This is a genomic window from Alcanivorax nanhaiticus, assembly GCF_000756665.1.
Taxonomy (GTDB): Bacteria; Pseudomonadota; Gammaproteobacteria; order Pseudomonadales; family Alcanivoracaceae; genus Alcanivorax; species Alcanivorax nanhaiticus.
Map to the genome: position 1 here is coordinate 222,697 of NZ_ARXV01000006.1, position 22,594 is coordinate 245,290.

Genomic DNA, 22,594 nt, shown 5'->3' on the forward strand with positions numbered 1-22,594 from the left:
CCAAACTCCAAATCTCGCGCCAGGGTCAGGTTTTTTGATTTTCGAAACTCGGTACTCGAAACTCGTCTCTGGAATCCTTACCTCGCTTAGGCTCGGATCGCGACCACGCTCGTGATTCGCTGCGCTCACCCCTCCGGGGCCGCACTCCGTGCGTTACTCCGCTACGCTACGTTCCTACAGCGGCTCCGAACCAACCTCTTCCTGGTTTACCTCCGCAACAAAAAAGGCCGCACCCATATTCGGGCGCGGCCTTTTTGTTGTTCGCTGGCAACCACCTCAACCGCGCTATTGCAAGGTGCGTGGTGCCCTTCTGCGTGGCTTACTTGACGCGGGGGTCCAGATCGCCGGCAGCGTAACGCTCGAACATGGTCTCCAGGTTGATCGGCTTGATCTTGCTGGCGTTGCCGGCGGTACCGAAAGCTTCATAACGGGCGATACAGATATCGCGCATGGCAGTGACCGATTCCTTCAGGTATTTGCGCGGATCGAACTCGGCGGTGTTACCTGCCAGGAAGCGACGAATCGCACCGGTAGAGGCCAGACGCAGGTCAGTGTCGATGTTCACCTTGCGCACGCCGTGCTTGATACCTTCCACAATTTCTTCCACCGGCACCCCGTAGGTTTCCGGAATCTCGCCACCGAACTCGTTGATGATGGCCAGCCATTCCTGCGGCACAGAAGAAGAACCGTGCATTACCAGGTGGGTGTCCGGAATACGCTGGTGGATCGCCTTGATCTGGTCGATGGCCAGGATGTCGCCGGTGGGCGGACGGGTGAACTTGTAGGCACCGTGGGAGGTACCAATGGCGATGGCCAGGGCATCTACCTTGGTCTTCTGTACGAAGTCAGCCGCTTCTTCCGGATCGGTGAGCATCTGGTCGTGGGTCAGTTTGCCCGCGGCACCGATACCGTCTTCTTCGCCGGCTTCACCGGTTTCCAGGGAACCCAGACAACCCAGCTCGCCTTCCACGGATACGCCACAGGCGTGAGCCATTTCTACGGTGCGACGGGTCACGTCTACGTTGTACTCATAATCGGTGGGCGTCTTGCCATCTTCACCGAGAGAGCCGTCCATCATGACTGATGAAAAACCCAGCTGGATAGAACGCTGGCACACGGCCGGGCTGGTACCGTGATCCTGATGCATGACCACAGGGATATGCGGAAACTCTTCCACTGCAGCCAGGATCAGGTGACGCAGGAAGGGAGCACCAGCATATTTACGCGCGCCGGCAGAGGCTTGCACGATCACCGGGGAATCGGTCTTGTCTGCCGCTTCCATGATGGCGCGCATCTGTTCCAGGTTATTCACGTTGAAAGCCGGAACGCCGTAGCCAAACTCGGCTGCGTGATCCAACAGCTGACGCATGCTTACTAATGCCATTTTCGTTTCCCCTTCGTCTATTCCTGTGCAGGACGACTACGCCCTGCCTTGAAAACCCGTCAAACGTCCGACTTCAGGCGTCCGACCTTGAATCAATCTTTCGCCCGTGCTTCCAGCATGGCTACCGCCGGCAGCACCTTGCCTTCCACGAATTCCAGGAAGGCACCACCACCGGTGGAGATGTAGCTGATCTTGTCGCTGATGCCGTACTTGTCCACGGCGGCCAGGGTGTCACCACCGCCAGCGATGGAGAAGGCATCGGAATCGGCAATGGCTTCCGCCATTTCACGGGTGCCTTCGCCAAACTGATCGAATTCGAATACGCCCACCGGACCGTTCCAGATGATGGTCTTGGCCTCTTTCATCAGCGCGGCAACGATGTGTGCTGTCTGCGGACCGATGTCGAGGATCATGTCATCCTCAGCCACTTCATCTACCTTCTTGGTAACGGCTTCGGCTGACTCGGCAAATTCCTTGGCGGTGACAACATCCACCGGAATCGGGATGTGTACCTTCTCGGCAATCTTGTTTGCCGCCTCAATCAGATCAGCTTCGTACAGGGACTTGCCCACCGGGTGACCGGCTGCCGCCAGGAAGGTGTTGGCAATACCGCCACCCACTACCAGCTGATCCACTTTGTCAGACAACGCTTCCAGCACTTCCAGCTTGGTGGACACCTTGGAACCACCAACGATGGCGACCAGGGGTTTCTCCGGGTTCTGCAGCGCCTTGCCCAGTGCATCCAGTTCGTTGGCCAACAGAGGGCCAGCACAGGCCACCGGCGCAAACTTGCCAACCCCATGGGTAGAGGCCTGGGCACGGTGTGCGGTGCCGAAAGCATCCATTACATAGATATCACACAGCGCCGCCATCTTTTGTGACAGCGCCTCATCATCTTTCTTTTCGCCGTTATTGAAGCGAACGTTCTCGCACAGCACCACCTGACCGGCGTCGACGTCAACACCGTCCAGCCAGTCTTTTACCAGCGGCACTTCACGGCCCAGCAACTGACCCAGGTGCTCTGCCACCGGCTTGAGAGAGAATTCTTCAGCGTATTCCCCTTCCGTGGGGCGACCCAGATGAGACATCAGCATCACCTTGGCGCCGGCCTTGAGGGCATGCTCAATGGTCGGCAGGGAGGCACGGATACGGGCATCGCTGGTGACCTTGCCGCCTTTCACCGGCACGTTCAGGTCTTCACGGATCAGAACGCGTTTGCCTGCCAGATCCAGGTCGGTCATGCGCTTGAAGTTCATCGTTCTCTTACCTCATTCAGGCCACCCACGGGGGTAGCTGTATGTCGATCAGTGTTGCTTTGATTCGGCCATGGCAGCCACCCAGTCGAGCAGGCGGCAGGCATAGCCCCATTCGTTGTCATACCAGGCCACCACCTGAACCATATCGCCCTGCACCCGGGTCTGGGTCACATCGACGATGGCGGATTCAGGGCGGTGGTTGAAATCCACACTCACCAGCGGGGCGTCATTGTAGCCAATCAGGCCATCGGACGCTGTTGCCTGCTGGTATAACCATTCATTGAGACCCTTGGCATCCGGGGTCTGTTCCAGACGCAGGGTCAGTTCCACCATGGCCACGTTCAGCGTCGGCACGCGGATCGAGCTGCCGCTGATCTTGCCTTCCAACTGCGGCAGCACTTGCTGCACCGCGCCGATAGCACTGCTGGTGGTAGGCACGATGTTCTGCGCTCCAGCCCGCCCCCGGCGCGGATCCCGGTGGACATGATCCAGCAGGGTCTGGTCCGAGGTATAGGCATGGATTTCTTTCATCAACACCTGCTGCACCCCGAAGCTGTCATCCAGTCGCGAGAGCAGCGGGGCAATACAATGGGTGGTACAGGAGCCCGCCGACAATACCTTATGGTCGGCGGAAACCGTTTTATGGTTCACGCCGTACACCACCACTTGATCCGCCTGATCAAACGGCACGGCACCAATAATGACTTTTTTGGCGCCTGCCTGAAGGTGGCGCGATGCACCGGCATGGCTCCGGAAATGGCCGGAGCATTCCAGCACCAGATCCACATCCATCTCACCCCAGGGCAGCAGCTCCGGCTTCGGCTGCTCCAACAGACGCGGCGCCTGCTGACCGATACGCAGCATGCCCTCGATCAGTTCCGCCGGCTCCGCCAACCGCCCATGGGTGGTGTCGTAGCGGGTCAGGTAGAGCAGGTCTTCCGGCCGGCCCTTGTCGTTGATTGCCACCAGACTGAAAGGTGCCTGCCAGCCAGCGCCCTCGCGCTCGGCAAGGGCACGGACAAAGGAGCGACCGATCCGGCCGTAGCCGTTGATAGCCACTCTCATAGGCGCTCAGCCAAAAGCATTTTCACCACAGAGGTCACGGAGAACACAGAGTAAAAACATTGCTGATGCCGACCGCAGTGCCGGCTGTTTATCTCGGTGACCTCTGTGCCCTCTGTGGTAAAACCGCCTTTCATTACAGAAGGCTCTCTACTGCCTGCTGTACCGCTTCGGCAGTAATGTTGAAGTGCTTGAACAGATCGCCGGCCGGAGCCGAGGCGCCAAAGCTGGTCATGCCGACCACTTTGCCGTCGAGCCCCACAAAGCGGTACCAGTAATCGGCAATGGCCGCTTCCACCGCCACACGGGCGCGTACAGAAGATGGCAGCACGCTTTCCTGGTAGGCCGCATCCTGGGCCAGAAACTCTTCCACGCAGGGCATGGACACCACGCGGATGTTCTTGCCGCTCAGTGCCTGGGCCGCATTCACCGCCAGCTCCACTTCGGAACCGGTGGCAATGATGATCGCGTCGGGGGTGCCTTCACCGGTCTGCAGCAGGGTGTAGCCCCCTTTTTCGATCTCGGCCAGCTGCTCGCTGCCACGCTCCATGCAGGGCAGGCCCTGACGGGAGAAGATCAGGGAAGACGGACCTTCCTGACGCAGAATCGCTTTTTTCCAGGAGACGGCGGATTCCACCGTGTCACAGGGGCGCCAGGTGCGCATGTTCGGCGTCAGGCGCAGGTTGGCCATCTGCTCAATGGGCTGGTGAGTCGGGCCATCTTCACCCAGACCAATAGAGTCGTGGGTATAGACCAGAATGTTGGGCTGGTGCATCAGTGCCGCCATGCGCACAGCGTTACGGGCGTACTCCATGAACACCAGGAAAGTGCCACCGTAAGGGCGCAGGCCGCCATGCAGACAAAGACCGTTCTGTACCGCGGTCATGCCGAATTCGCGAACGCCATAGTGGATATAGTTGCCGTTGGCGTCGTCTGCGGTAATGGACTTGCAGCCTTTCCAGATGGTGTTGTTGGAGCCGGCCAAGTCCGCAGAGCCACCCGCCAGTTCCGGCAACAGCGGGCCAAATGCATCCAGCGCGTTCTGGCTGGCCTTACGGGTGGCGACCTTCTCGCCTTTTTCCTGACACTCGCGGATATAGGCGTCGGCTTTTTCAGCGAAATCAGCTGGCAGCTCACTGGCCATACGGCGCTCGAACTCGGCAGCCAGTTCCGGGTAGGCCGCCTTGTAGGCATCGAAACGCTGTTGCCATTCGCTCTGGGCGGCAGCACCGGCATCGCAGGCATCCCAGGCATTCTTGATGTCCGCCGGGATTTCGAATGGGCCATATTCCCAACCCAGCTGCTTGCGGGTCAGGGCGATTTCTTCATCACCCAGAGCCGCACCATGACATTCTTCCTTGCCCTGCTTGTTAGGGCTGCCAAAACCAATGATGGTCTTGCAGCAGATCAGGGTAGGCTGATCCGGGTTGGCACGGGCGGTTTCGATGGCAGTGCGGATTTCTACCGGGTCGTGGCCGTCCACATTGGGAATGACCTGCCAGCCGTAGGCGCGGAAACGTTCTACGGTGTCATCGGTGAACCAGCCTTCCACCTCACCATCAATGGAAATGCCGTTGTCATCATAGAAAGCCACCAGCTTGCCGAGGCCAAGGGTACCAGCCAGAGATGCCACCTCATGGGAGATCCCCTCCATCATGCAGCCATCACCCAGGAAGCAGTAGGTGTTGTGATCCACGATGGTGTGGCCGTCACGGTTGAACTGACCCGCCAGCATTTTTTCCGCCAGCGCCATGCCGACAGCATTGGCAATACCCTGACCCAGCGGACCAGTGGTGGTCTCGATGCCAGGCGCATCGCCGTATTCCGGGTGACCGGCAGTGGGGCTGCCCAGCTGACGGAAGTTCTTGATGTCCTCAATGCTGACGCCGTAACCGGACAGGTGCAGCAGGGAGTACAGCAGCATGGAGCCGTGGCCGTTGGACAGCACAAAGCGATCACGATCGGCCCATTTGGGATCCTGGGGGTTATGTTTCAGGAAACCGCGCCACAGCACCTCGGCAATATCGGCCATCCCCATGGGGGCGCCGGGGTGACCGGAGTTGGCTTTCTGGACCGCATCCATGCTCAGGGCACGGATGGCATTGGCGAGATCACGGCTGGCGGGGGCACTGGACATGCAGGGCTCCAAACTGACTGGTGGCTGAAAAGGGGCGCTATTGTCCCTCATGCTCTGGCCGCGGGCAAATGCTGAACTCCGCTATCTGTCGGCTGGGGAGAAGTAAGCCCTTACAAAAGCCAGTTTCGAGTTGCGAGAGACGAGTTTCGAAGATCCCAAACCCGCATTTTGCCTTTCGAAACTCGCTTCTCGTCACTCGCCCCTCCCATTCCACGCACCAGGAAGCAGCAAGGCCCGCCGGTTTTGCGTGATGCGTGGGGCGTGCAGCGGGTTGAGGTAACGCCAAAACCTATATCAATTTATTTTGATTTAGGTTTTCAATGCGCTAGACTTCGCCCTTATGAATGCACTGGCCCCCTCACTACCTGCCGCCACGGAGATCACTGATCACCTGGCTGCTTTCCTGAAGGCCGCGGGTGACCCCCTGCGGCTGCAGGTATTGCAGGTGCTGGGACAGAGCAGCTTCGGGGTACTGGAACTGTGCGACATCATGGCCATGAAACAGTCAGGCATGAGCCACCACCTCAAGGTGCTGGCCCAGGGCGGTCTGGTAGAAAAGCGCCGGGAAGGCAATTCCATTTTCTACCGTCGCCGCTTGCCCCAGTCGGAAAACCGCGAGGGCGCCCTTCACGGTGCCTTGCTGGATGAACTGGACGATGGCGAGCTCAATGGCGAGGTGGCCGCGCGGCTGGAGCAGGTACAGAACCAGCGTGCGGAGCAAAGCCGGGCCTTTTTTGCCCGCCATGCAGAGCATCTGGACGAACAACAGGAACTGATCGCGGATTACGATCAGTACGCCGAACAGGCCGCGGAACTGCTGCTACGGGCCTGCCCGAACGGCGAAAACGCACTGGAAATCGGCCCAGGCGACGGTCAGTTTCTGGCTGAGCTGGCCAGTCACTTCCAGCAGGTAGTCGGCCTGGACAATGCCGAGGCCATGTTGGCGGTGGCCCGGCAGACCGTCGCTAAACGGTCAAATGTACAACTGATACTGGGTGACTGGCCTGCCACTGCCGACACCCTGGCCACGGTGGATGCCGTGGTACTGAACATGGTGCTGCATCACCTGCCATCACCCGCCAGCGCGATTCGCGCTGCGGCCCGGCAGCTGAATAAGGGTGGCACCCTGCTGATCACGGACCTGTGTCCCCATGATCAGCACTGGGCTCACGAAGCCTGCGGCGATGTCTGGCTCGGCTTTGAAGAAGCCGATTTGGTCAACTGGGCCGGCCGCGCCGGACTAGAATTGCAGGAGACCCAGTTCCTGGCATTGCGGAACGGGTTTCAGGTGCAGGTGAGAACGTTCAGAAAGGATGGTTCGTAACAGGATTCCGGCTGCCAGACATGATTCATGCAGCATGTTTCCAACAAGACTCGTCGCGAGTTGCGAGAAGCGAGTTTCGAAATTCAAAGAACCGACTCTCAAGGTTTTGCTTTTCGAAACTCGCTTCTCGCAACTCGAAACTTAATCTTTATCCGCGTTGTGGCGTGTTGCCTGCAGCGTGTAGCGTTAACCAAGGAGCACTCCAGAAATGAGTGAATATTCCATCTTTACTTCCGAGTCCGTGTCCGAAGGTCATCCGGACAAAATGGCCGACCAGATCTCGGACGCCGTTCTGGATGCGATCATCAAGGATGATCCCCACGCCCGTGTGGCGGTGGAAACCCTGGTAAAAACCGGGATGGCCATCGTGGCTGGCGAAGTGCGGACCAGCACCTATGTGGAACTGGAAGACATCGTTCGCCAAGTGATTCTCGACATTGGCTACGACAGCTCTGACAAGGGCTTCGATGGCGCCAGCTGTGCGGTACTGAACGGTATCGGCAAACAGTCTGCTGACATCGCCATCGGCGTGGACGAAGCTGAAGACAAGGATCTGGGCGCTGGCGACCAAGGCCTGATGTTCGGCTTTGCCACCAATGAAACCGACACCCTGATGCCCGCTCCGATTTTCTACTCCCACCGTCTGGTCGAGCGTCAGGCACAACTGCGCAAGAACGGCACCTTGCCGTGGTTGCGTCCGGATGCCAAGAGCCAGGTGACCCTGCGCTACGAAAACGGCAAACCGGTTGCCGTTGACGCTGTGGTGCTGTCCACCCAGCACGCCCCGCAAATCGGTCTGCACGATCTGCGTGAAGCGGTGATGGAAGAAATCATCAAGCCGGTACTGCCGGAAGAGTGGCTGCACAGCGACACCCAATACCACGTGAACCCCACCGGTATCTTCGTGATCGGCGGCCCCATGGGTGACTGTGGCCTGACCGGCCGCAAGATCATCGTGGACACCTACGGCGGCATGGCCCGTCACGGTGGCGGCGCCTTCTCTGGCAAAGATCCGTCCAAGGTAGACCGTTCTGCGGCTTATGCGGGTCGTTACGTGGCCAAGAACATCGTCGCTGCGGGCCTGGCTGACAAGTGTGAGATCCAGGTGAGCTATGCCATCGGCGTGGCCGAGCCGACCTCTATCTCCATCAACACTTTCGGCACCGGCAAGCTCAGCGACGACGCCATCATCAGCCTGGTACGCGAACACTTCGACCTGCGTCCGCGCGGCATCATCGAGATGCTGGATCTGCGCAAGCCGATTTACCGCCCCACTGCCAGCTACGGCCACTTCGGCCGCGAAGGCTTCAGCTGGGAAAAGACCGACAAGGCTGCCGAGCTGGCCAAGGCGCTTTAAGACCTGCCGTAGGAGCGGCGCTTGAGCCGCGAATTGCCGAGATGCTTTCGCGGCTCAAGCGCCACTCCTACAACAAAATTTTGACCCACCCCACGAGGGGCGCTGCAGCGGCTGGACCGCGAGGCTCGCGGGGCGGGTTCACAAGAACAACGGCGCCCATTCGTCAAAAACGAATGGAGAACACCATGAACGCGAAAGCGGACACCTTTACCGACTACAAAGTCGCGGATATTTCCCTGGCCAACTATGGCCGTTCTGAAATTGATATCGCCGAAACCGAAATGCCGGCACTGATCGCCATCCGCGAAAAGTATCGTGCCGAGCAGCCGCTGAAAGGCGCCAAGATCATCGGCTGTATCCACATGACCATCCAGACCGCCGTGCTGATCGAAACCCTGCAGGCGCTGGGCGCGGAAGTGCGCTGGTCTTCCTGCAACATCTTCTCCACCCAGGATCACGCCGCTGCCGCCATCGCCGCTGCCGGCACCCCGGTGTTTGCCTGGAAAGGTGAAACCGAAGAAGAGTACATGTGGTGTATCGAACAGACCTGCCGCGACGGTAACGGGGAACTGTGGGAAGCCAACATGATTCTGGATGATGGCGGCGACCTGACCGGCTACATCCACGAGACTTACCCGCAGATGCTGGATAACATCCACGGCATCACCGAAGAAACCACTACCGGTGTGCACCGTCTCTACGAAATGCTCAAGAAAGGCACCCTGAAAGTGCCGGCGGTGAACGTGAACGATTCCGTGACCAAGAGCAAGAACGACAACAAGTACGGCTGTCGCCACTCGCTCAACGATGCCATCAAGCGTGGCACCGACCACCTGCTGTCCGGCAAGAAGGCGCTGGTTATCGGTTACGGTGATGTGGGCAAGGGTTCCGCCCAGTCCCTGCGTCAGGAAGGCATGATCGTGAAAGTCACCGAAGCCGATCCGATCTGTGCCATGCAGGCTTGCATGGACGGTTTCGAGGTAGTGAGCCAGTACAAGGGTGGCATCAACGATGGCAGTGAAGCGTCCATCAACACCGAGCTGCTCGGCAACACGGATCTTCTCGTAACCACCACCGGCAACTTCAACGTCTGTGACGCCAACATGCTCAAGGCGATCAAGAAAGGCGCCGTGGTCTGCAACATCGGTCACTTCGACAACGAAGTGGATACCGCTTTCATGCGCAAGACCTGGGAGTGGGAAGAAGTGAAGCCGCAGGTTCACAAGGTATGGCGCAACAAGGCAGAAGGTGACTTCCTGCTGCTGTTGTCCGAAGGCCGTCTGGTAAACCTGGGTAACGCCACTGGCCACCCCAGCCGCATTATGGACGGTTCCTTCGCCAACCAGGTACTGGCGCAGATGTATCTGTTCGACCAGGCCTACGCCAGCCACTCTGACACCGTGAAAGAGAAGATGCTGAAAGTGGAAGTTCTGCCCAAGCATCTTGATGAGGAAGTGGCCCGCTACATGGTGGAAGGCTTTGGTGGTGTGATCACCAAACTGACCCAGGAACAGGCGGACTACATCGGCGTTGGCGTCGACGGCCCCTTCAAGCCAGAGCACTACAAGTACTAAAGGCTGTTTTTTACCACAGAGAGCACAGAGTTCACTGAGGAAAAACAATCCGCATTGATCGCAACGATTTTAACTCTTTGCACTCTGCGGCCTCTGTGGTGAAACCGCTTTTGATCGAAAAGGCACAAGCCAATGAGCAAAAGAATCAGTTTTGAATTTTTCCCGCCGAAAACTGACGAGGGAAAAAGCAAGCTGCTGGCAACGCAGAAAAAATTACTGGTAAAAAATCCTGAATTTTTTTCCTGCACTTTCGGTGCCGGCGGCTCTACTCGTGACAACACCCGTGACATGGTCAACAAGCTGCGCGAGCAACATGGTGACACCGCTCCGCACCTGAGCTGCATTGGCCAGAGCAAAGAAGAAATTCTGGAACTGGTGCATGGCTACAAAAATGCTGGTGTCACTCGCATTGTGGCACTGCGCGGTGACCTTCCTTCCGGCATGGGCTACGCACAAAGTGAAATCAAGTATGCGGATGAGCTGGTCGCCCTGATCCGCCAGGAAACCGATGATCACTTCCAGCTGGAAGTGGCTGCCTACCCTGAGATGCATCCGCAAGCACGCAGTTTTGAAGATGATATTGCTCACTTAAAACGCAAGATCGACGCAGGAGCCAACAGCGGCCTGACCCAGTATTTCTACAATGCTGACGCCTACGGCTACTACATGGATGCACTGCGGAAAATCGGCTGCGATGCACCGGTTTACCCCGGCATCATGCCGATTCTGAACGTGGCCAATCTGCTACGCTTCTCGAACACCTGCGGCGCCGACGTGCCTCGCTGGCTGCAGAGCAAGCTCAATGACATCAAGGATGATGATGCAGCAGTAAAAGCTTTCGGAGAGGAAGTCGTGACCCGGCTGTGCGAACGTCTGCTGGCTATGGGCGCACCCGGCCTGCACTTCTACACCATGAACCAGGCCGGCCCGAATCTGCGTATTCTGGATAATCTGGGACTGTAAGCGCTACGCACGCTGCACGCTGCATGCTTCACGCAGCACACAACAACGCGGGTGGGGGCGATGAGTCTCTGCCCGCGTTTTTTTGTACCTCTTGCCTTTTGGTTTACACCTGCAGGAGAACCCGTTATTCGCTACGCTCACCCTTCGGGCCGCCCTGCATGCGTTACTCCGCTACGCTACGTTCCTGCAAGGGTTTCGTCGCAGGTGATGTTTTTGCAGGAGCGCCGTTTGAGGTGCGAATGCGAGCCTTGGCGAGAAAAAAATCTTTCGCTTGGCTCAGATTCGCGTCTCAAGCGACGCTCCTACTGCGGCTTCGAACAAGTGCCGCACCGCCGGGAAATTTTTCAGAATGCCCTATCCAATCAGCGTAGCTCGTAGCTGATTATGATCTAACGATCTTTCCCTTAGCACATAACCGTATTTCACCCTTGCTTCACACACGCTTACCCTGAAATGACATTTCACCTACTGGCCTTGCGCCAGTGTATCCCCTGTGTGCAAGGCAGCAATTTCCTGGCTTACCCCGCCGGGAGGAGGCAGTCATGGCTACGCGCGCTCTGACAGAATATCTCGATAACAACGATATCTATTATCACTGCTACAACCACTCTCCCGCTGTCACCGCTGCTGAAGTGGCACAATCCAGTCACATCCCCGGCAGACACATGGCCAAGACCGTCATCGTTGATGTAGACGGTTCTCTGGCAATGGCTGTTTTGCCAGCTGACCAGTACATGGACCCTGAAAAGCTGCGCCAGGCATTGCATGCCGACCATGTCCGGCTTGCCAGTGAAAGTGAATTCAAGGATCGCTTCCCATTCTGCGAAACCGGCGGCGAGCCCCCCTTCGGCAACCTCTACGGCATGGACGTCTACGTCGATGACACCTTGGTCAGTCAGGACTGGATTGCCTTCAATGCTGGCTCCCACACAGAAGTCATCAAGATGGGCATGGGCGATTTCCTGCGCCTAAGCCAGGCCAGCACCTGCTCCTTCGCCATGCTGCATTAAAGGCGGCACACCGGATGCTGGATGCTGAAGCCCGGCGCTGAGGACAGAGCACTGCCGACCTTCTGGTGCAGGAGGTTGGCAGCCATGCTGAAGGAAAGGCGAGTTTCGAGTTTCGAGTTTCGAGTTTCGAGTTTCGAGTTTCGAGTTTCGAGTTTCGAGTTTCGAGTTTCGAGTTTCGAGTTTCGAGTTTCGAGTTTCGAGTTTCGAGTTTCGAGTTTCGAGTTTCGAGTTTCGAGTTTCGAGTTTCGAGTTTCGAGTTTCGAGTTTCGAGTTTCGAGTTTCGAGTTTCGAGTTTCGAGTTTCGAGTTTCGAGTTTCGAGTTTCGAGTTTCGAGTTTCGAGTTTCGAGTTTCGAGTTTCGAGTTTCGAGTTTCGAGTTTCGAGTTTCGAGTTTCGAGTTTCGAAGAGCAAACCCCGTGCCCGCGAGAGAAAGAAGGGGGGCGCTTACGGTTTTGATTTTCACAACTCGTCACTCGCTCCTCGCAACTCGCCTCAATTTTCTGTCACCTTTCTATCGCATTTGCATGCTAAGCTGTCATAAAACAGTAAACGGAAAGAGTGAATGACACGACGCACGAAGATTGTTGCTACCTTAGGTCCCGCCTCTACCTCCGAGACCATGCTCGATGCCCTGATCACCGCCGGGGTCAATGTTTTCCGCCTCAATTTCTCCCATGGCAGCGCCGATGACCATCGTCGCACTGCTGACAAGATTCGCAGCCTCTGCGACAAGCACCAGAAAGCGGTAGCCATTCTTGCTGACCTTCAGGGGCCAAAGATCCGTATCGGCAAATTCCGTGACGGCCCCATTGAGTTGAAGAACGGCCAGACGTTCACCCTGGACACCGGACTGGACGATGACGCCGGCAACCAGGATATCGTCGGTATCAGCTACCCACCGCTGCCGGACGACTGTGAGCCCGGCGATGTATTGCTGCTGAATGATGGTCTTCTTGAGCTGCAGGTCGAGCGTATTGAGGGCACCCGTGTCATCTGTACGGTGCTAGTAGGCGGCGCGCTTTCAGACCACAAAGGCGTCAACCGTAAGGGGGGAGGCCTCAGCGCCAAGGCGCTGACAGAAAAGGACCTCAATGACATTATCACTGCCGCCAACATGGAAGTGGATTTCCTCGCCCTGTCCTTCCCGCGGGATGCCGATGATGTTAATGAAGCGCGCCGTCATTTTCAGGCCGCAGGCGGCACCGGCAGCATCGTTGCCAAAATTGAGCGGGCCGAAGCGGTAGCCAATGACGACACCCTCGACCAGATCATTCTTGCCTCTGATGGCGTCATGGTTGCTCGTGGCGATCTCGCCGTCGAAATCGGAGATGCCGAACTGGTGGGCGTGCAAAAACACATTATCCGACGCTCCCGCGCCCTGAATCGCTTTGTCATCACCGCCACCCAGATGATGGAGTCCATGATCCACAGCCCACAGCCTACCCGGGCTGAGGTTTCCGATGTGGCCAACGCGGTACTGGATGGCACCGATGCCGTAATGCTGTCAGCAGAAACCGCTGTCGGTGACTATCCGAAAGAAACCGTCCAGGCTATGGATCGCATCATTCGCGGCGCCGAACGCACCTGGCAGGAACGACGCAGCGACCGCCCCATGAATGACAGCGCCGAAAACATTGATGAGGTGATCGCCATGGCGGCCATGCAGGCAGCCAACCGCCTGAATAATGTCACCGCTATTATCGCCATGACAGAAACCGGCAACACCCCGCGGCTGATGTCACGCCTGCGCTCCGGCATGCCGATCTTTGCGTTTACTCCCACACCAGCGACGCAACGTCGCGTCGCCATTCTTCGTGGCGTGCAAGCGATCTCGTTTGACAGTACCGCCCTGCCCAGTGAGTCAGTCAATCATGAAGCCGTGGCCATTCTCGAAAAGATGGGCCATGTAAAGAGTGGCGATCGGGTACTGATCACAAAGGGCAACTATGCCGATGCCCATGGTGGAACCAACACCCTGAAAATTGTCGAGGTTGGAGGAAAAATTCAGTAGCGCCCTCCCGCCGCTTTCACTCGGGACGAGTGAAAGCGGCAATGGCCTGACACATCGTGCTTGCCAGGATTTTTCCTTTCATAGTTAACATTCCTACACCATACCCATACGCAAAAAGACGCCAGTAACGGCACGCTCGTTCTAGACTCAAGTGAATAAAAACCCGCCACGCGTACACAGGGTCTATAACAATGAGAATTGGTCTGGTAGTGGATTCGGGCTGTGACCTGCCCAAAGATTTTATTGATGCCAACAACATCCTTGTCATGCCGGTTCCTATTCGCATCGGCAAGGAAATTTATGTGGACGACCGTGATCCCCAGCGGGCCAGGGAATTCTATTCCCGCCACGAAGTCGACAAAAATCATGACGCCGAGACAGCCCCGCCCAGCGTCGAGCAAATTCGCACCCTGTTTCTGGAAAAGGCTGCCAGCACCTTCGATTTTGCTTTGGTGCAAACGGTACCCAAAAGCCGCAGCCCCATTTTTGATAATGCCTCAGAAGCTGCACACAGCATCTTGTCCGATTACAAGAAGTACCGGGCAGCTGCCGGCCTCGAAGGCCCGTTCCGTATTCGTGTCAGCGACAGCCAAACCCTGTTTGCCGGCCAGGGCGTCCTTGCGGCAGAAACGATCCGCTTGATCAACGAGGGAATGAAAGTAGGCGACATCCGTCAACGCATCAACGACCTGACACCCAGAACCACAGGCTATGCCGTGGTACCGGACCTTTACTACGTTCACAAACGAGCTCGCAAAAAGGGCGACAAGAGCGTTGGTTTTATGGGCGCAATGATGGGAGCCGCACTGGATATCAAACCCATTCTCTGTGCACGCCAGGACCAGACCTTCCCGGTAGCGAAAGTTAGAGGATTTGAACAAGCGGTTGAAACCATGTTTCGCCATGCCTGCAAATGCATAGAGCAGGGATTACTCGCACCTATTGTTTGTGTCAGCTATGCCGGCGATACCGATGCGGTCTATCAGATGCCGGGATTTGAAACCTTCAAGGCTTGCGCAGAAAAACACGATATCGAATTGCTGGTCAGCCACATGGGACTCACTGGTGGCGTCAACATCGGCCCTGGCGCCATCAGCGTTGGCCTGATCTCTGATCAGGAAAAATTCACCGGATAAAAACAGGCCCGGCATAGCCGGGCCTGTTCGTCCTCAGAAGCTCTGACGTAGCCCCAGGAACCAGTTTTCACTATCGATCTCGATCTCGTTGCCACTGCCCTCAACCGAGAAGTCAGACATCTGGCTTTGGTAGCCCAGCGTAATGGCAGAACCATTACCAAAGGGACTGACTCCCACCTCCACACCAATGATTTCCGGCTTGATCCGATAGCTGGTGGTGCCCAGATTGGTTGAGGTATGCGCGTTGTGGTAATAAATTTCTGCATCGACCATCGATACCGCCCCGCGCATACCGACCCGGTAACCGGTGCCATCGCTGCGCAGACCTGCTTCCAGGAACGTCATCTGATCATGACTCACCTGCCCATAGACGCTGGCGGACAGATCCCCTTCCAGCAATGGCAGGTAAGCCCCCACCCCAACCGACAAACGATTATCGAGCAAAAGGTTATCGACCTCACCCTCATCAGACAGGTCATAGCTCACGTCCGAATTTTCCGCCGCCAGGAAAACATGTTTCCAAGGAGACACTCGCCCTTTGATCAACCAGCCCGCTTCACTGTCAAAGTCACTGGAATCGCTGTCGCTGTCCAGCGTGACATCACCACTTACCAGATAACCGAAACCAATCTGGTTATAGCTCAAGGCGGACACCTTCCTGTCCTCTTTGCCTGCCTCGTTGTTGCCATCGAACAGGTAACGCAGCCCAATCTGCGTCACCATCAGGTCACTGGTATCGTCATTGCCATCCGACTCCAGCTCCAACTCAGCCCAGTAACGCCCGAGGCTGATCTGCACCCGATCATTCATGCGGTAAAAGATATCCACGCCGTATGCCTTGGGATTCAGATCCAGGCTTTCATTGGTATCCACATCCAGCTCGGTACTGGCAGCGCGATACCACACTTCGGTTTCCCAGCGATCATTGAGTGCCGTTCTTGCCCCCAACCCATAACCGAAGCCATTCCCAGCCAGGCCAAACACCCCGACCCGATCCAGACTCAACTCAGCCCAGAAGTCGGTTGTCACACCCGCCAACGTCAACGGGTAGTGTCCCCCCACGCCCACATGGGACCAGTCCTGTGCCTGCACATCCACGTATTCGCCGGGATCAATTGCCAGCCTGCCCGTGAGATTGTCCGCGCCAGCGCGGACAAAAACGTAATCACCAAATGCCGCAGCGCCTTCCAGCGCAACACCATCGAGGTACATCCGCTCGCCAGAAGAAATCCAGGGCATTCTTCCATCTACCGTGTAGCGAGCCTCTGCATAGTTCCAGCTGGGGGCCGCCGCCATGCTGGCACCTGTCCAGCCCAGAGTGGCAGCGGCAATGGCGAGGCGTAGTGGGGTTTGAGTCAATGACATCGTCTTCTCCCTGTAGGTCTTCAGGCTTCGTCATGAAGCAACAGTGATGTCTAGCAGTCGTTCCTGATCCTGAAACGGTTCAAACGCATTTTCATGCGCTCTTACTTTTTACATTTTTATGTCAGCTCAGCAAGCGGAGATGCACCAATTTGGGACAAGCCATCGAATTAGATGGGTAACAATTTCTGAAGCGCCCCGGCCATGCGGCTTTTCGGCAATTCCATCCTGCGCAGGGGCTGGCATAGTAACGACCCTGTGCCGCCTCATGAATGAAGTTCATCAGGCCAGCCCCCAGATCCAGAGGAGGAACCATGTCTGATTCCATCAGTACCTTGAAAAGCAAAGGCCTGCCCGCCGAGGCAATGGCTTTTATCGAATCCCTGCCCGCAGACCAGGGCAGCCGCCTTGCCGACGCCGTACTGGCGGCGCTGGCGACCAAGGACACCCGCGTGGAAAAAGCGATGAACAATGCGCTGAACGTGGTACCCGGGCCGTTCCGTCGCCCGGTGAAGAAAATGCTGTTCGGTTAATACCGGAAACGTTACGGGAAGATTCACATGCATATCGAAACTCAAGCCGAACTGCTCAAACTCAGCCGCCTGCTGGAATGCGAAGAAAACGCGCTGGATTTCCTTGATGGACAGGACCTAGGACAGCTCGCCGCCTTCCGCAACACGGTATCCGCATTTTTCTATGGTCAGCATCAGGACAGCTATCAGCGCCTCGCCGGCATCAGCAAACTGGTACCCACCGGTGCCAGCGCCAAGCTCGCCACCTCCGTACTGGGCTCTGTACTGGCCGCCGGTATTGCCTCCGAGCTCCCTGCTGAGCGTGCAATCAAACTGGCAGACAAGCTGCCGGATGATTTCCTGGCCAAGCTCTGCATCCATCTGGAGCCATCTCAATCCCGCGATCTGCTCAGCGCCATGCCAGACAAAATCGTGGCACGGGTTGCCCAGACCCTGCTGAGCATGGACGAGCACATCACCCTCGCCCGCTTTGTCGCTGTGATCCAACCGTCAGCACTGCAGGCCATCACCGCCACCGTCAACAGTGGCGAAGCCATGGTGAAGATTGCCTTGTACCTGGAAGACAAGAGCAAGCTGGACACCTTGCTGGAACTGCTCAGTGAAGAGCAGCAGCGCGCAACGGTGAAAGCCGCCACCGAGCACGAACTGTGGCCGGCTGTGCTGTCCCTGAACGGACACGTGAACACCACCTTGCGTGGTCGCATGGGCAATATGGTGGCCGAGCAGGGCGACGCCGTACTCAGTCACCTGATTGAAGTGGCCAGTGAACAGCGCCTGTGGACCAACCTGCTACAAGCCGTCAACGCCATGGACAACCAGCACCAGCAAAACGTGGTGAATCTGGAAACGTTGCGGAAAGCGCCGGTCATGGAAAGTCTGATCAGCACGGTCGCTGAAGAAAACAGCTGGGATGAGCTGCTCGACTTGTTGCCGCTTCTGGACCAGGCGCACTTGGCTCCTGCTATCGAAGTACTGACAGGCTCCCAGGCCGCGACGCTGGCACAGGCACTGGAATCTGCCCATGACAGCAAATTGCTGGGCTTGTTTGGACACTTGCCGGACAGCGCCATCCCCACCATGGCCGCGGCTATCAAAGCCAACGCCGCCAGCCAATGGCAGGCGTTTGCAGATCGCAATGCTGATGCCCATGAGATCGAAGCGCTGAAAACGGCCCTGAACTAAGCGACCGTCTTCTTCAGCAAGCCAAATTTCCCGGTGCCGGGAGAAGCGGTTTGCTGGAGAGGGCTGGCGAGTTTCGAGTTTCGAGTTTCCAGTTTCGAGTTTCGAGTTTCCAGTTTCGAGTTTCGAGTTTCGAGTGTCGAGTTTCGAGTTTCGAAGAGAAAAACCTGGTAGCTCCAAACGCACAAGGTTTTTACGGTTCTGATTTTCGCGCTTCGCAACTCGCAACTCGTTACTTTCTACTATCCCTGAACTTATACCGGACGCCCTTCCTGATACTGAGGAAGATCATCATTGATCTGCCACCAGTTACAGGCAGACGCCACAAAGAAATGAAACGCAGGGCGCGTCTTCAATGGCTCGTTCAGCAGCCCCGCTCTGATTCGTACGACACCAGGCAACGCCTCCAGACAGCTGTACAACGGTGAGCCACACTCGCGACAAAACACCCGTTGCTTCCCCGGCGTGGACTCAAAGGATTTCAACAAGTCCTCACCTCTAAGCCAACGCAACTTGTCCGTACTGACAGGAATATTGGTCACCAGCGCGGTGCCCTGAGCCTTGCGACACTGCTGACAATGACAAACCTGAATGGGCTCCAGTTCACCGGCAATTTCAAATGCCACTCCATCACACAAACAGCTTCCCGTGTACATATTTCCTCCTTGAAAGACATCATGACATTGGGGGGGGAGAACAGGATGTAGCCGCAAGAGCTTGCATGCAAGCGATCCGAGCCTAAGCGAGGCAAGGACTCCAGAAGCGAGTTACGAGTTTCGAAAACCCAAGACAGGCAGTCAGATGTGAGGCCAGGGGTGTTTCCCTTTCGAAACTCGCTTCTCGCAACTCGAAACTGATTTCCTCGCTTAGGCTCGGATCGCTTGCAGCCCCTCCAGTATTTTTTCCGCACTTCCCGGTTGCTTACACCATCGAGCGCACCCAAATTCCGGGCGCGGCCTCCTGCGACCAAGTGCCCACAACGCCCTGTCACGCCGCTATTAACTATTCACTGATAACTATTAATTGCTCTTCAGCGCTTCATGTTTTCCACCAGAAAATCCACAAACTGTCGCACTTTGGGAGACAAGTGCCGGTGGCGGGGATACACCACCCAGACAGCAGTATGAGTACAGGCATACTGGTCCAGCACCGAGATCAGAGCGCCGCTTTCCAGATCCTCTTCCACGTAATAGTCCGGCAGCTGCACCAACCCCAGCCCCTTCCGGGCAGCGTCCAACAGTGCCATGCCCGAATTGCCTTTCCAGTTGCCCTGAACCTTCCACTGACGATGCTGCCCCTCAACATCCAACGGCCAGTTCTCTGCAGAACCCAGCAGACAGTTGTGCTGACCCAACTCCCCCAGTGTGTGGGGCCGGGCATGCTGCTGGAAGTACGCTGCCGATCCAACAATGTACTCCCGCCGGGCACACAGTTTGCGGGCAATCAGGGAGGAATCCGGCAAGGCTCCGGTGCGTATCGCCACATCAAAGCCTTCGTCGACGATATCTACCCGCCGATTGGTGAAATCCAGCTGCACCGACAATTGCGGATGCTGGGTCATGAAGTCATTCACCAGGGGAGCAATGAAACGCTCACCGAAGGTGGTGGCACAGGTGAGCCGCAACACACCCGTGGGTTGCTGCTGGAAATCACTGATGGCGGTGAGCGCTTCCTGAAAGCCGTCGAACAGCTGGCCGCAATGCTCGAAGTACACCTGCCCGGCATCAGTGAGGGTCAACCGGCGGGTGGTGCGGTAGAGCAATTGGGTACCCAGCTGGGTTTCAAGCCGCGCCACCAGCCTGCTCACATGGGAGCTGGACACCCCCAGATGGCGGGCTGCATCGGCAAAGGAGCCACGGCGAACCACTTCCACAAAGGCTTCGATGCGATCCCAATGCTGCATGGGGGGCTCCTGTTTTGGTCTCCATTATTGCTGAGGAGCAACAATCAATTGCCATATTGTGCCTTATCCCCGGATTACTGTCTGCGTATAGTGAATCCATATCATTTCAGCCCTTCCGGGCCGCCAACAAGGAGTCATCATGAAGTCACGTGCCGCCGTCGCCTGGGAAGCAGGCAAGCCCCTGGTCATTGAAGAAGTGGATGTGGCCGGCCCCAAGGCCGGTGAAGTGCTGGTACAGATTGTCGCCACCGGCGTCTGCCATACCGATGCCTACACCCTGTCCGGTAAGGACCCGGAAGGGATCTTTCCCTCCATCTTCGGCCACGAAGGCGCCGGCATCGTGCAGGAAGTGGGTGAAGGCGTGACCAGCCTGAAGCCGGGTGACCACGTGATTCCGCTGTACACTGCCGAGTGTCGCAAGTGCAAATTCTGCCTCAGCGGCAAGACCAACCTGTGCCAGGCAGTACGCGCCACCCAGGGCCAGGGCCTGATGCCGGACAGCACCAGCCGTTTCTCCCTGAACGGCAAGATGATCCACCACTACATGGGCACCAGCACCTTCTCCGAGTACACCGTGGTACCGGAAATCTCATTGGCCAAGGTGAGCAAGGAAGCGCCCATGGACAAGATCTGTCTATTGGGCTGTGGCGTCACTACCGGTATTGGTGCGGTACTGAACACCGCCAAGGTTGAGCCGGGCTCCACCGTGGCGGTATTCGGCCTCGGCGGCATCGGCCTTTCAGTGATCCAGGGCGCGGTGATGGCAAAGGCCGAGCGTATCATTGCCATCGACGTAAACGACAGCAAGGAAACCATGGCACGGCAGTTCGGCGCCACCGACTTCATCAACCCCACCAAGTACAGCGATCCGATTCAGGACGTGATCGTGGAACTGACCGATGGCGGCGTGGATTACTCCTTCGAGTGCATCGGCAACGTCAATGTGATGCGTTCCGCGCTGGAGTGCTGCCACAAGGGCTGGGGCGAATCCGTCATCATCGGCGTGGCCGGTGCCGGCGAAGAAATCTCCACCCGCCCGTTCCAGCTGGTGACCGGCCGGGTCTGGAAAGGCTCCGCTTTCGGTGGCGTAAAAGGCCGTACCGAACTGCCTGGCTATGTGGATCGTTACATGAAGGGCGAGATCAAACTGGATGAATTCGTGACCCATACCATGGGCCTGGAGGACATCAACAAGGCGTTTGATCTGATGCACGAAGGCAAGAGCATTCGGTCTGTAATCTTGTTTTGATTTTCACTGTGGGAGCCAGCCTGTTGGCAGGTCATTGTTGTAGAGGGTAAGGCGAGTAACGAGTTTCGAGTTGCGAAAGGCAGCACCTGGCGCGAGCCGGCTTTTGACCTTCGAAACTCGCTTCTCGCAACTCGAAGCTCTCCCCTCGCCCAGGCTCGGATCGCTTGCAGGCATACCCTGACGAGCACAGAGAGCTCCCACAGCAGCTTTGTAGAAGGGTAGCTCCATGGATATCGAATTGTTATCCGCCACCAAGTCCTTTGGTGGCTGGCTGAAACGTTACAAGCATCGCAGCAAGGTTCTGAACTGCGAGATGATCTTTGCCATCTATCTGCCGCCGGCAGCGGAAGAGCAGAAGGTGCCTCTGCTGTGGTGGCTGTCTGGTCTCACCTGCACGGATGAAAACTTCATGCAGAAAGCGGGGGCGCAGCGTATGGCGGCGGAACTGGGCATGGCGATCGTCTGCCCGGACACCAGCCCCCGTGGCACGGAGCTGCCCGGTGAGCACGACAGCTACGACTTCGGTTCCGGCGCCGGCTTCTATGTGAATGCCACCCGCTCCCCCTGGAGCCAGCACTATCGCATGTACGATTACGTCACCAGTGAACTGCCGGCGCTGATTAACCAGCACTTCCCCTTGAATGGCAAGGAATCCATCAGCGGCCATTCCATGGGCGGCCATGGCGCACTGATCTGCGCGCTGAAAAACCCCGGCCGCTATCGTTCCGTATCGGCGTTCGCCCCGATCACCCACCCGGGCCAGTGCCCCTGGGGTGAAAAAGCTTTTAGCGGTTATCTGGGCGAGGATCGTGAGACCTGGAAAGCGTGGGACAGCTGTGAACTGATTCGCCAGAATGGCAGCGAGCTGCCGTTACTGGTCGATCAAGGTGAAGCCGATAACTTTTATACCGATGGGCAGTTATTGCCGGAAGACTTGCTGGCCGCCTGCCAGGAAGCCGGGGTAGAACTGAACCTGCGCATGCAGCCCGGTTACGACCACTCCTACTTCTTCATCGCCAGCTTTATTGATGAGCATCTGAAGTATCACGCCGAGAAGTTGAAGTAGGGGGTAAGGCAAGGATTCCAGAAGCGAGTATCGAGTTACGAGTTTCGAAAACCTAAAACCGGTGGCCAGGCACCAGGCTTCGGATTTTG

At 57.1% G+C, this 22,594-nt stretch carries 18 protein-coding genes and 1 riboswitch; of the genes, 11 read left to right on the forward strand and 7 right to left on the reverse strand.

Features of this window, described 5'->3' with window-relative positions:
• Nucleotides 1-319 precede the first annotated feature (319 nt).
• The 4 genes from fba to tkt form a co-directional block, all read right to left on the reverse strand.
• Nucleotides 320-1,384: a class II fructose-bisphosphate aldolase gene (gene fba, locus Y5S_RS09595; RefSeq protein WP_035232487.1), complete on the reverse strand. Its 1,065-nt coding sequence runs from the start codon at nt 1,382-1,384 to the stop codon at nt 320-322.
• 92 nt (nt 1,385-1,476) lie between these two features.
• Nucleotides 1,477-2,640 carry a phosphoglycerate kinase gene (locus Y5S_RS09600; protein WP_035232488.1) on the reverse strand — a complete coding sequence of 388 codons (1,164 nt, stop codon included), beginning with the start codon at nt 2,638-2,640 and terminating at the stop codon, nt 1,477-1,479.
• A gap of 48 nt (nt 2,641-2,688) precedes the next feature.
• Nucleotides 2,689-3,705 (reverse strand): type I glyceraldehyde-3-phosphate dehydrogenase, encoded by a 1,017-nt coding sequence (locus tag Y5S_RS09605; protein WP_035232490.1) that lies wholly within the window; start codon nt 3,703-3,705, stop codon nt 2,689-2,691.
• Nucleotides 3,706-3,838: 133 nt separating this feature from the next.
• Nucleotides 3,839-5,839 (reverse strand): transketolase, encoded by a 2,001-nt coding sequence (gene tkt, locus Y5S_RS09610; RefSeq protein WP_035232492.1) that lies wholly within the window; start codon nt 5,837-5,839, stop codon nt 3,839-3,841.
• A gap of 340 nt (nt 5,840-6,179) precedes the next feature.
• Between tkt and Y5S_RS09615 the strand changes: the two genes are divergently transcribed.
• The 7 genes from Y5S_RS09615 (at nt 6,180) to Y5S_RS09645 (ending at nt 15,213) form a co-directional block, all read left to right on the forward strand.
• A complete protein-coding gene (locus tag Y5S_RS09615) occupies nt 6,180-7,163 on the forward strand; it encodes an ArsR/SmtB family transcription factor (RefSeq protein WP_035232495.1) in 984 nt (327 codons plus the stop codon).
• Nucleotides 7,164-7,371: 208 nt separating this feature from the next.
• Nucleotides 7,372-8,520, forward strand: a complete 1,149-nt coding sequence (gene metK / locus Y5S_RS09620; protein WP_035232498.1) for a methionine adenosyltransferase — start codon at nt 7,372-7,374, stop codon at nt 8,518-8,520.
• A gap of 88 nt (nt 8,521-8,608) precedes the next feature.
• Nucleotides 8,609-8,685, forward strand: a riboswitch (S-adenosyl-L-homocysteine riboswitch).
• Nucleotides 8,686-8,705: 20 nt separating this feature from the next.
• Nucleotides 8,706-10,094: an adenosylhomocysteinase gene (gene ahcY, locus Y5S_RS09625; RefSeq protein WP_035232500.1), complete on the forward strand. Its 1,389-nt coding sequence runs from the start codon at nt 8,706-8,708 to the stop codon at nt 10,092-10,094.
• 132 nt (nt 10,095-10,226) lie between these two features.
• Nucleotides 10,227-11,057: a methylenetetrahydrofolate reductase [NAD(P)H] gene (gene metF, locus Y5S_RS09630; RefSeq protein ID WP_035232502.1), complete on the forward strand. Its 831-nt coding sequence runs from the start codon at nt 10,227-10,229 to the stop codon at nt 11,055-11,057.
• A 542-nt stretch (nt 11,058-11,599) separates the two neighbouring features.
• On the forward strand, nt 11,600-12,067 hold the full coding sequence (locus Y5S_RS09635; RefSeq protein ID WP_035232504.1) for an aminoacyl-tRNA deacylase: 468 nt from the start codon (nt 11,600-11,602) through the stop codon (nt 12,065-12,067).
• A gap of 561 nt (nt 12,068-12,628) precedes the next feature.
• Nucleotides 12,629-14,077 carry a pyruvate kinase gene (gene pyk, locus Y5S_RS09640; RefSeq protein ID WP_035232505.1) on the forward strand — a complete coding sequence of 483 codons (1,449 nt, stop codon included), beginning with the start codon at nt 12,629-12,631 and terminating at the stop codon, nt 14,075-14,077.
• Between the two features lie 191 nt (nt 14,078-14,268).
• Nucleotides 14,269-15,213, forward strand: coding sequence for a DegV family protein (locus tag Y5S_RS09645; RefSeq protein WP_035232506.1), 945 nt, complete (start codon nt 14,269-14,271; stop codon nt 15,211-15,213).
• Between the two features lie 33 nt (nt 15,214-15,246).
• Here Y5S_RS09645 and Y5S_RS09650 read toward each other — a convergent pair whose 3' ends face one another.
• Entirely contained in the window at nt 15,247-16,578 is a 1,332-nt protein-coding gene (locus Y5S_RS09650; protein WP_035232507.1) for a hypothetical protein, read from the reverse strand.
• Nucleotides 16,579-16,889: 311 nt separating this feature from the next.
• On the opposite strand from Y5S_RS09650, the gene Y5S_RS09655 reads away from it, so the two are divergent.
• Both Y5S_RS09655 and Y5S_RS09660 read left to right on the forward strand, forming a co-directional pair.
• On the forward strand, nt 16,890-17,108 hold the full coding sequence (locus Y5S_RS09655) for a hypothetical protein (RefSeq protein ID WP_035232508.1): 219 nt from the start codon (nt 16,890-16,892) through the stop codon (nt 17,106-17,108).
• 27 nt (nt 17,109-17,135) lie between these two features.
• A complete protein-coding gene (locus Y5S_RS09660; RefSeq protein ID WP_035232509.1) occupies nt 17,136-18,290 on the forward strand; it encodes a hypothetical protein in 1,155 nt (384 codons plus the stop codon).
• Nucleotides 18,291-18,541: 251 nt separating this feature from the next.
• Here Y5S_RS09660 and Y5S_RS09665 read toward each other — a convergent pair whose 3' ends face one another.
• Nucleotides 18,542-18,943 (reverse strand): GFA family protein, encoded by a 402-nt coding sequence (locus Y5S_RS09665; RefSeq protein WP_035232510.1) that lies wholly within the window; start codon nt 18,941-18,943, stop codon nt 18,542-18,544.
• 374 nt (nt 18,944-19,317) lie between these two features.
• Nucleotides 19,318-20,190, reverse strand: a complete 873-nt coding sequence (locus Y5S_RS09670; protein WP_035232511.1) for a LysR family transcriptional regulator — start codon at nt 20,188-20,190, stop codon at nt 19,318-19,320.
• A gap of 139 nt (nt 20,191-20,329) precedes the next feature.
• On the opposite strand from Y5S_RS09670, the gene Y5S_RS09675 reads away from it, so the two are divergent.
• Together Y5S_RS09675 and fghA are read left to right on the forward strand one after the other, a co-directional pair.
• Entirely contained in the window at nt 20,330-21,439 is a 1,110-nt protein-coding gene (locus Y5S_RS09675; protein ID WP_035232512.1) for an S-(hydroxymethyl)glutathione dehydrogenase/class III alcohol dehydrogenase, read from the forward strand.
• 226 nt (nt 21,440-21,665) lie between these two features.
• On the forward strand, nt 21,666-22,505 hold the full coding sequence (fghA, locus tag Y5S_RS09680) for an S-formylglutathione hydrolase (protein ID WP_035232513.1): 840 nt from the start codon (nt 21,666-21,668) through the stop codon (nt 22,503-22,505).
• Nucleotides 22,506-22,594: the final 89 nt, after the last annotated feature.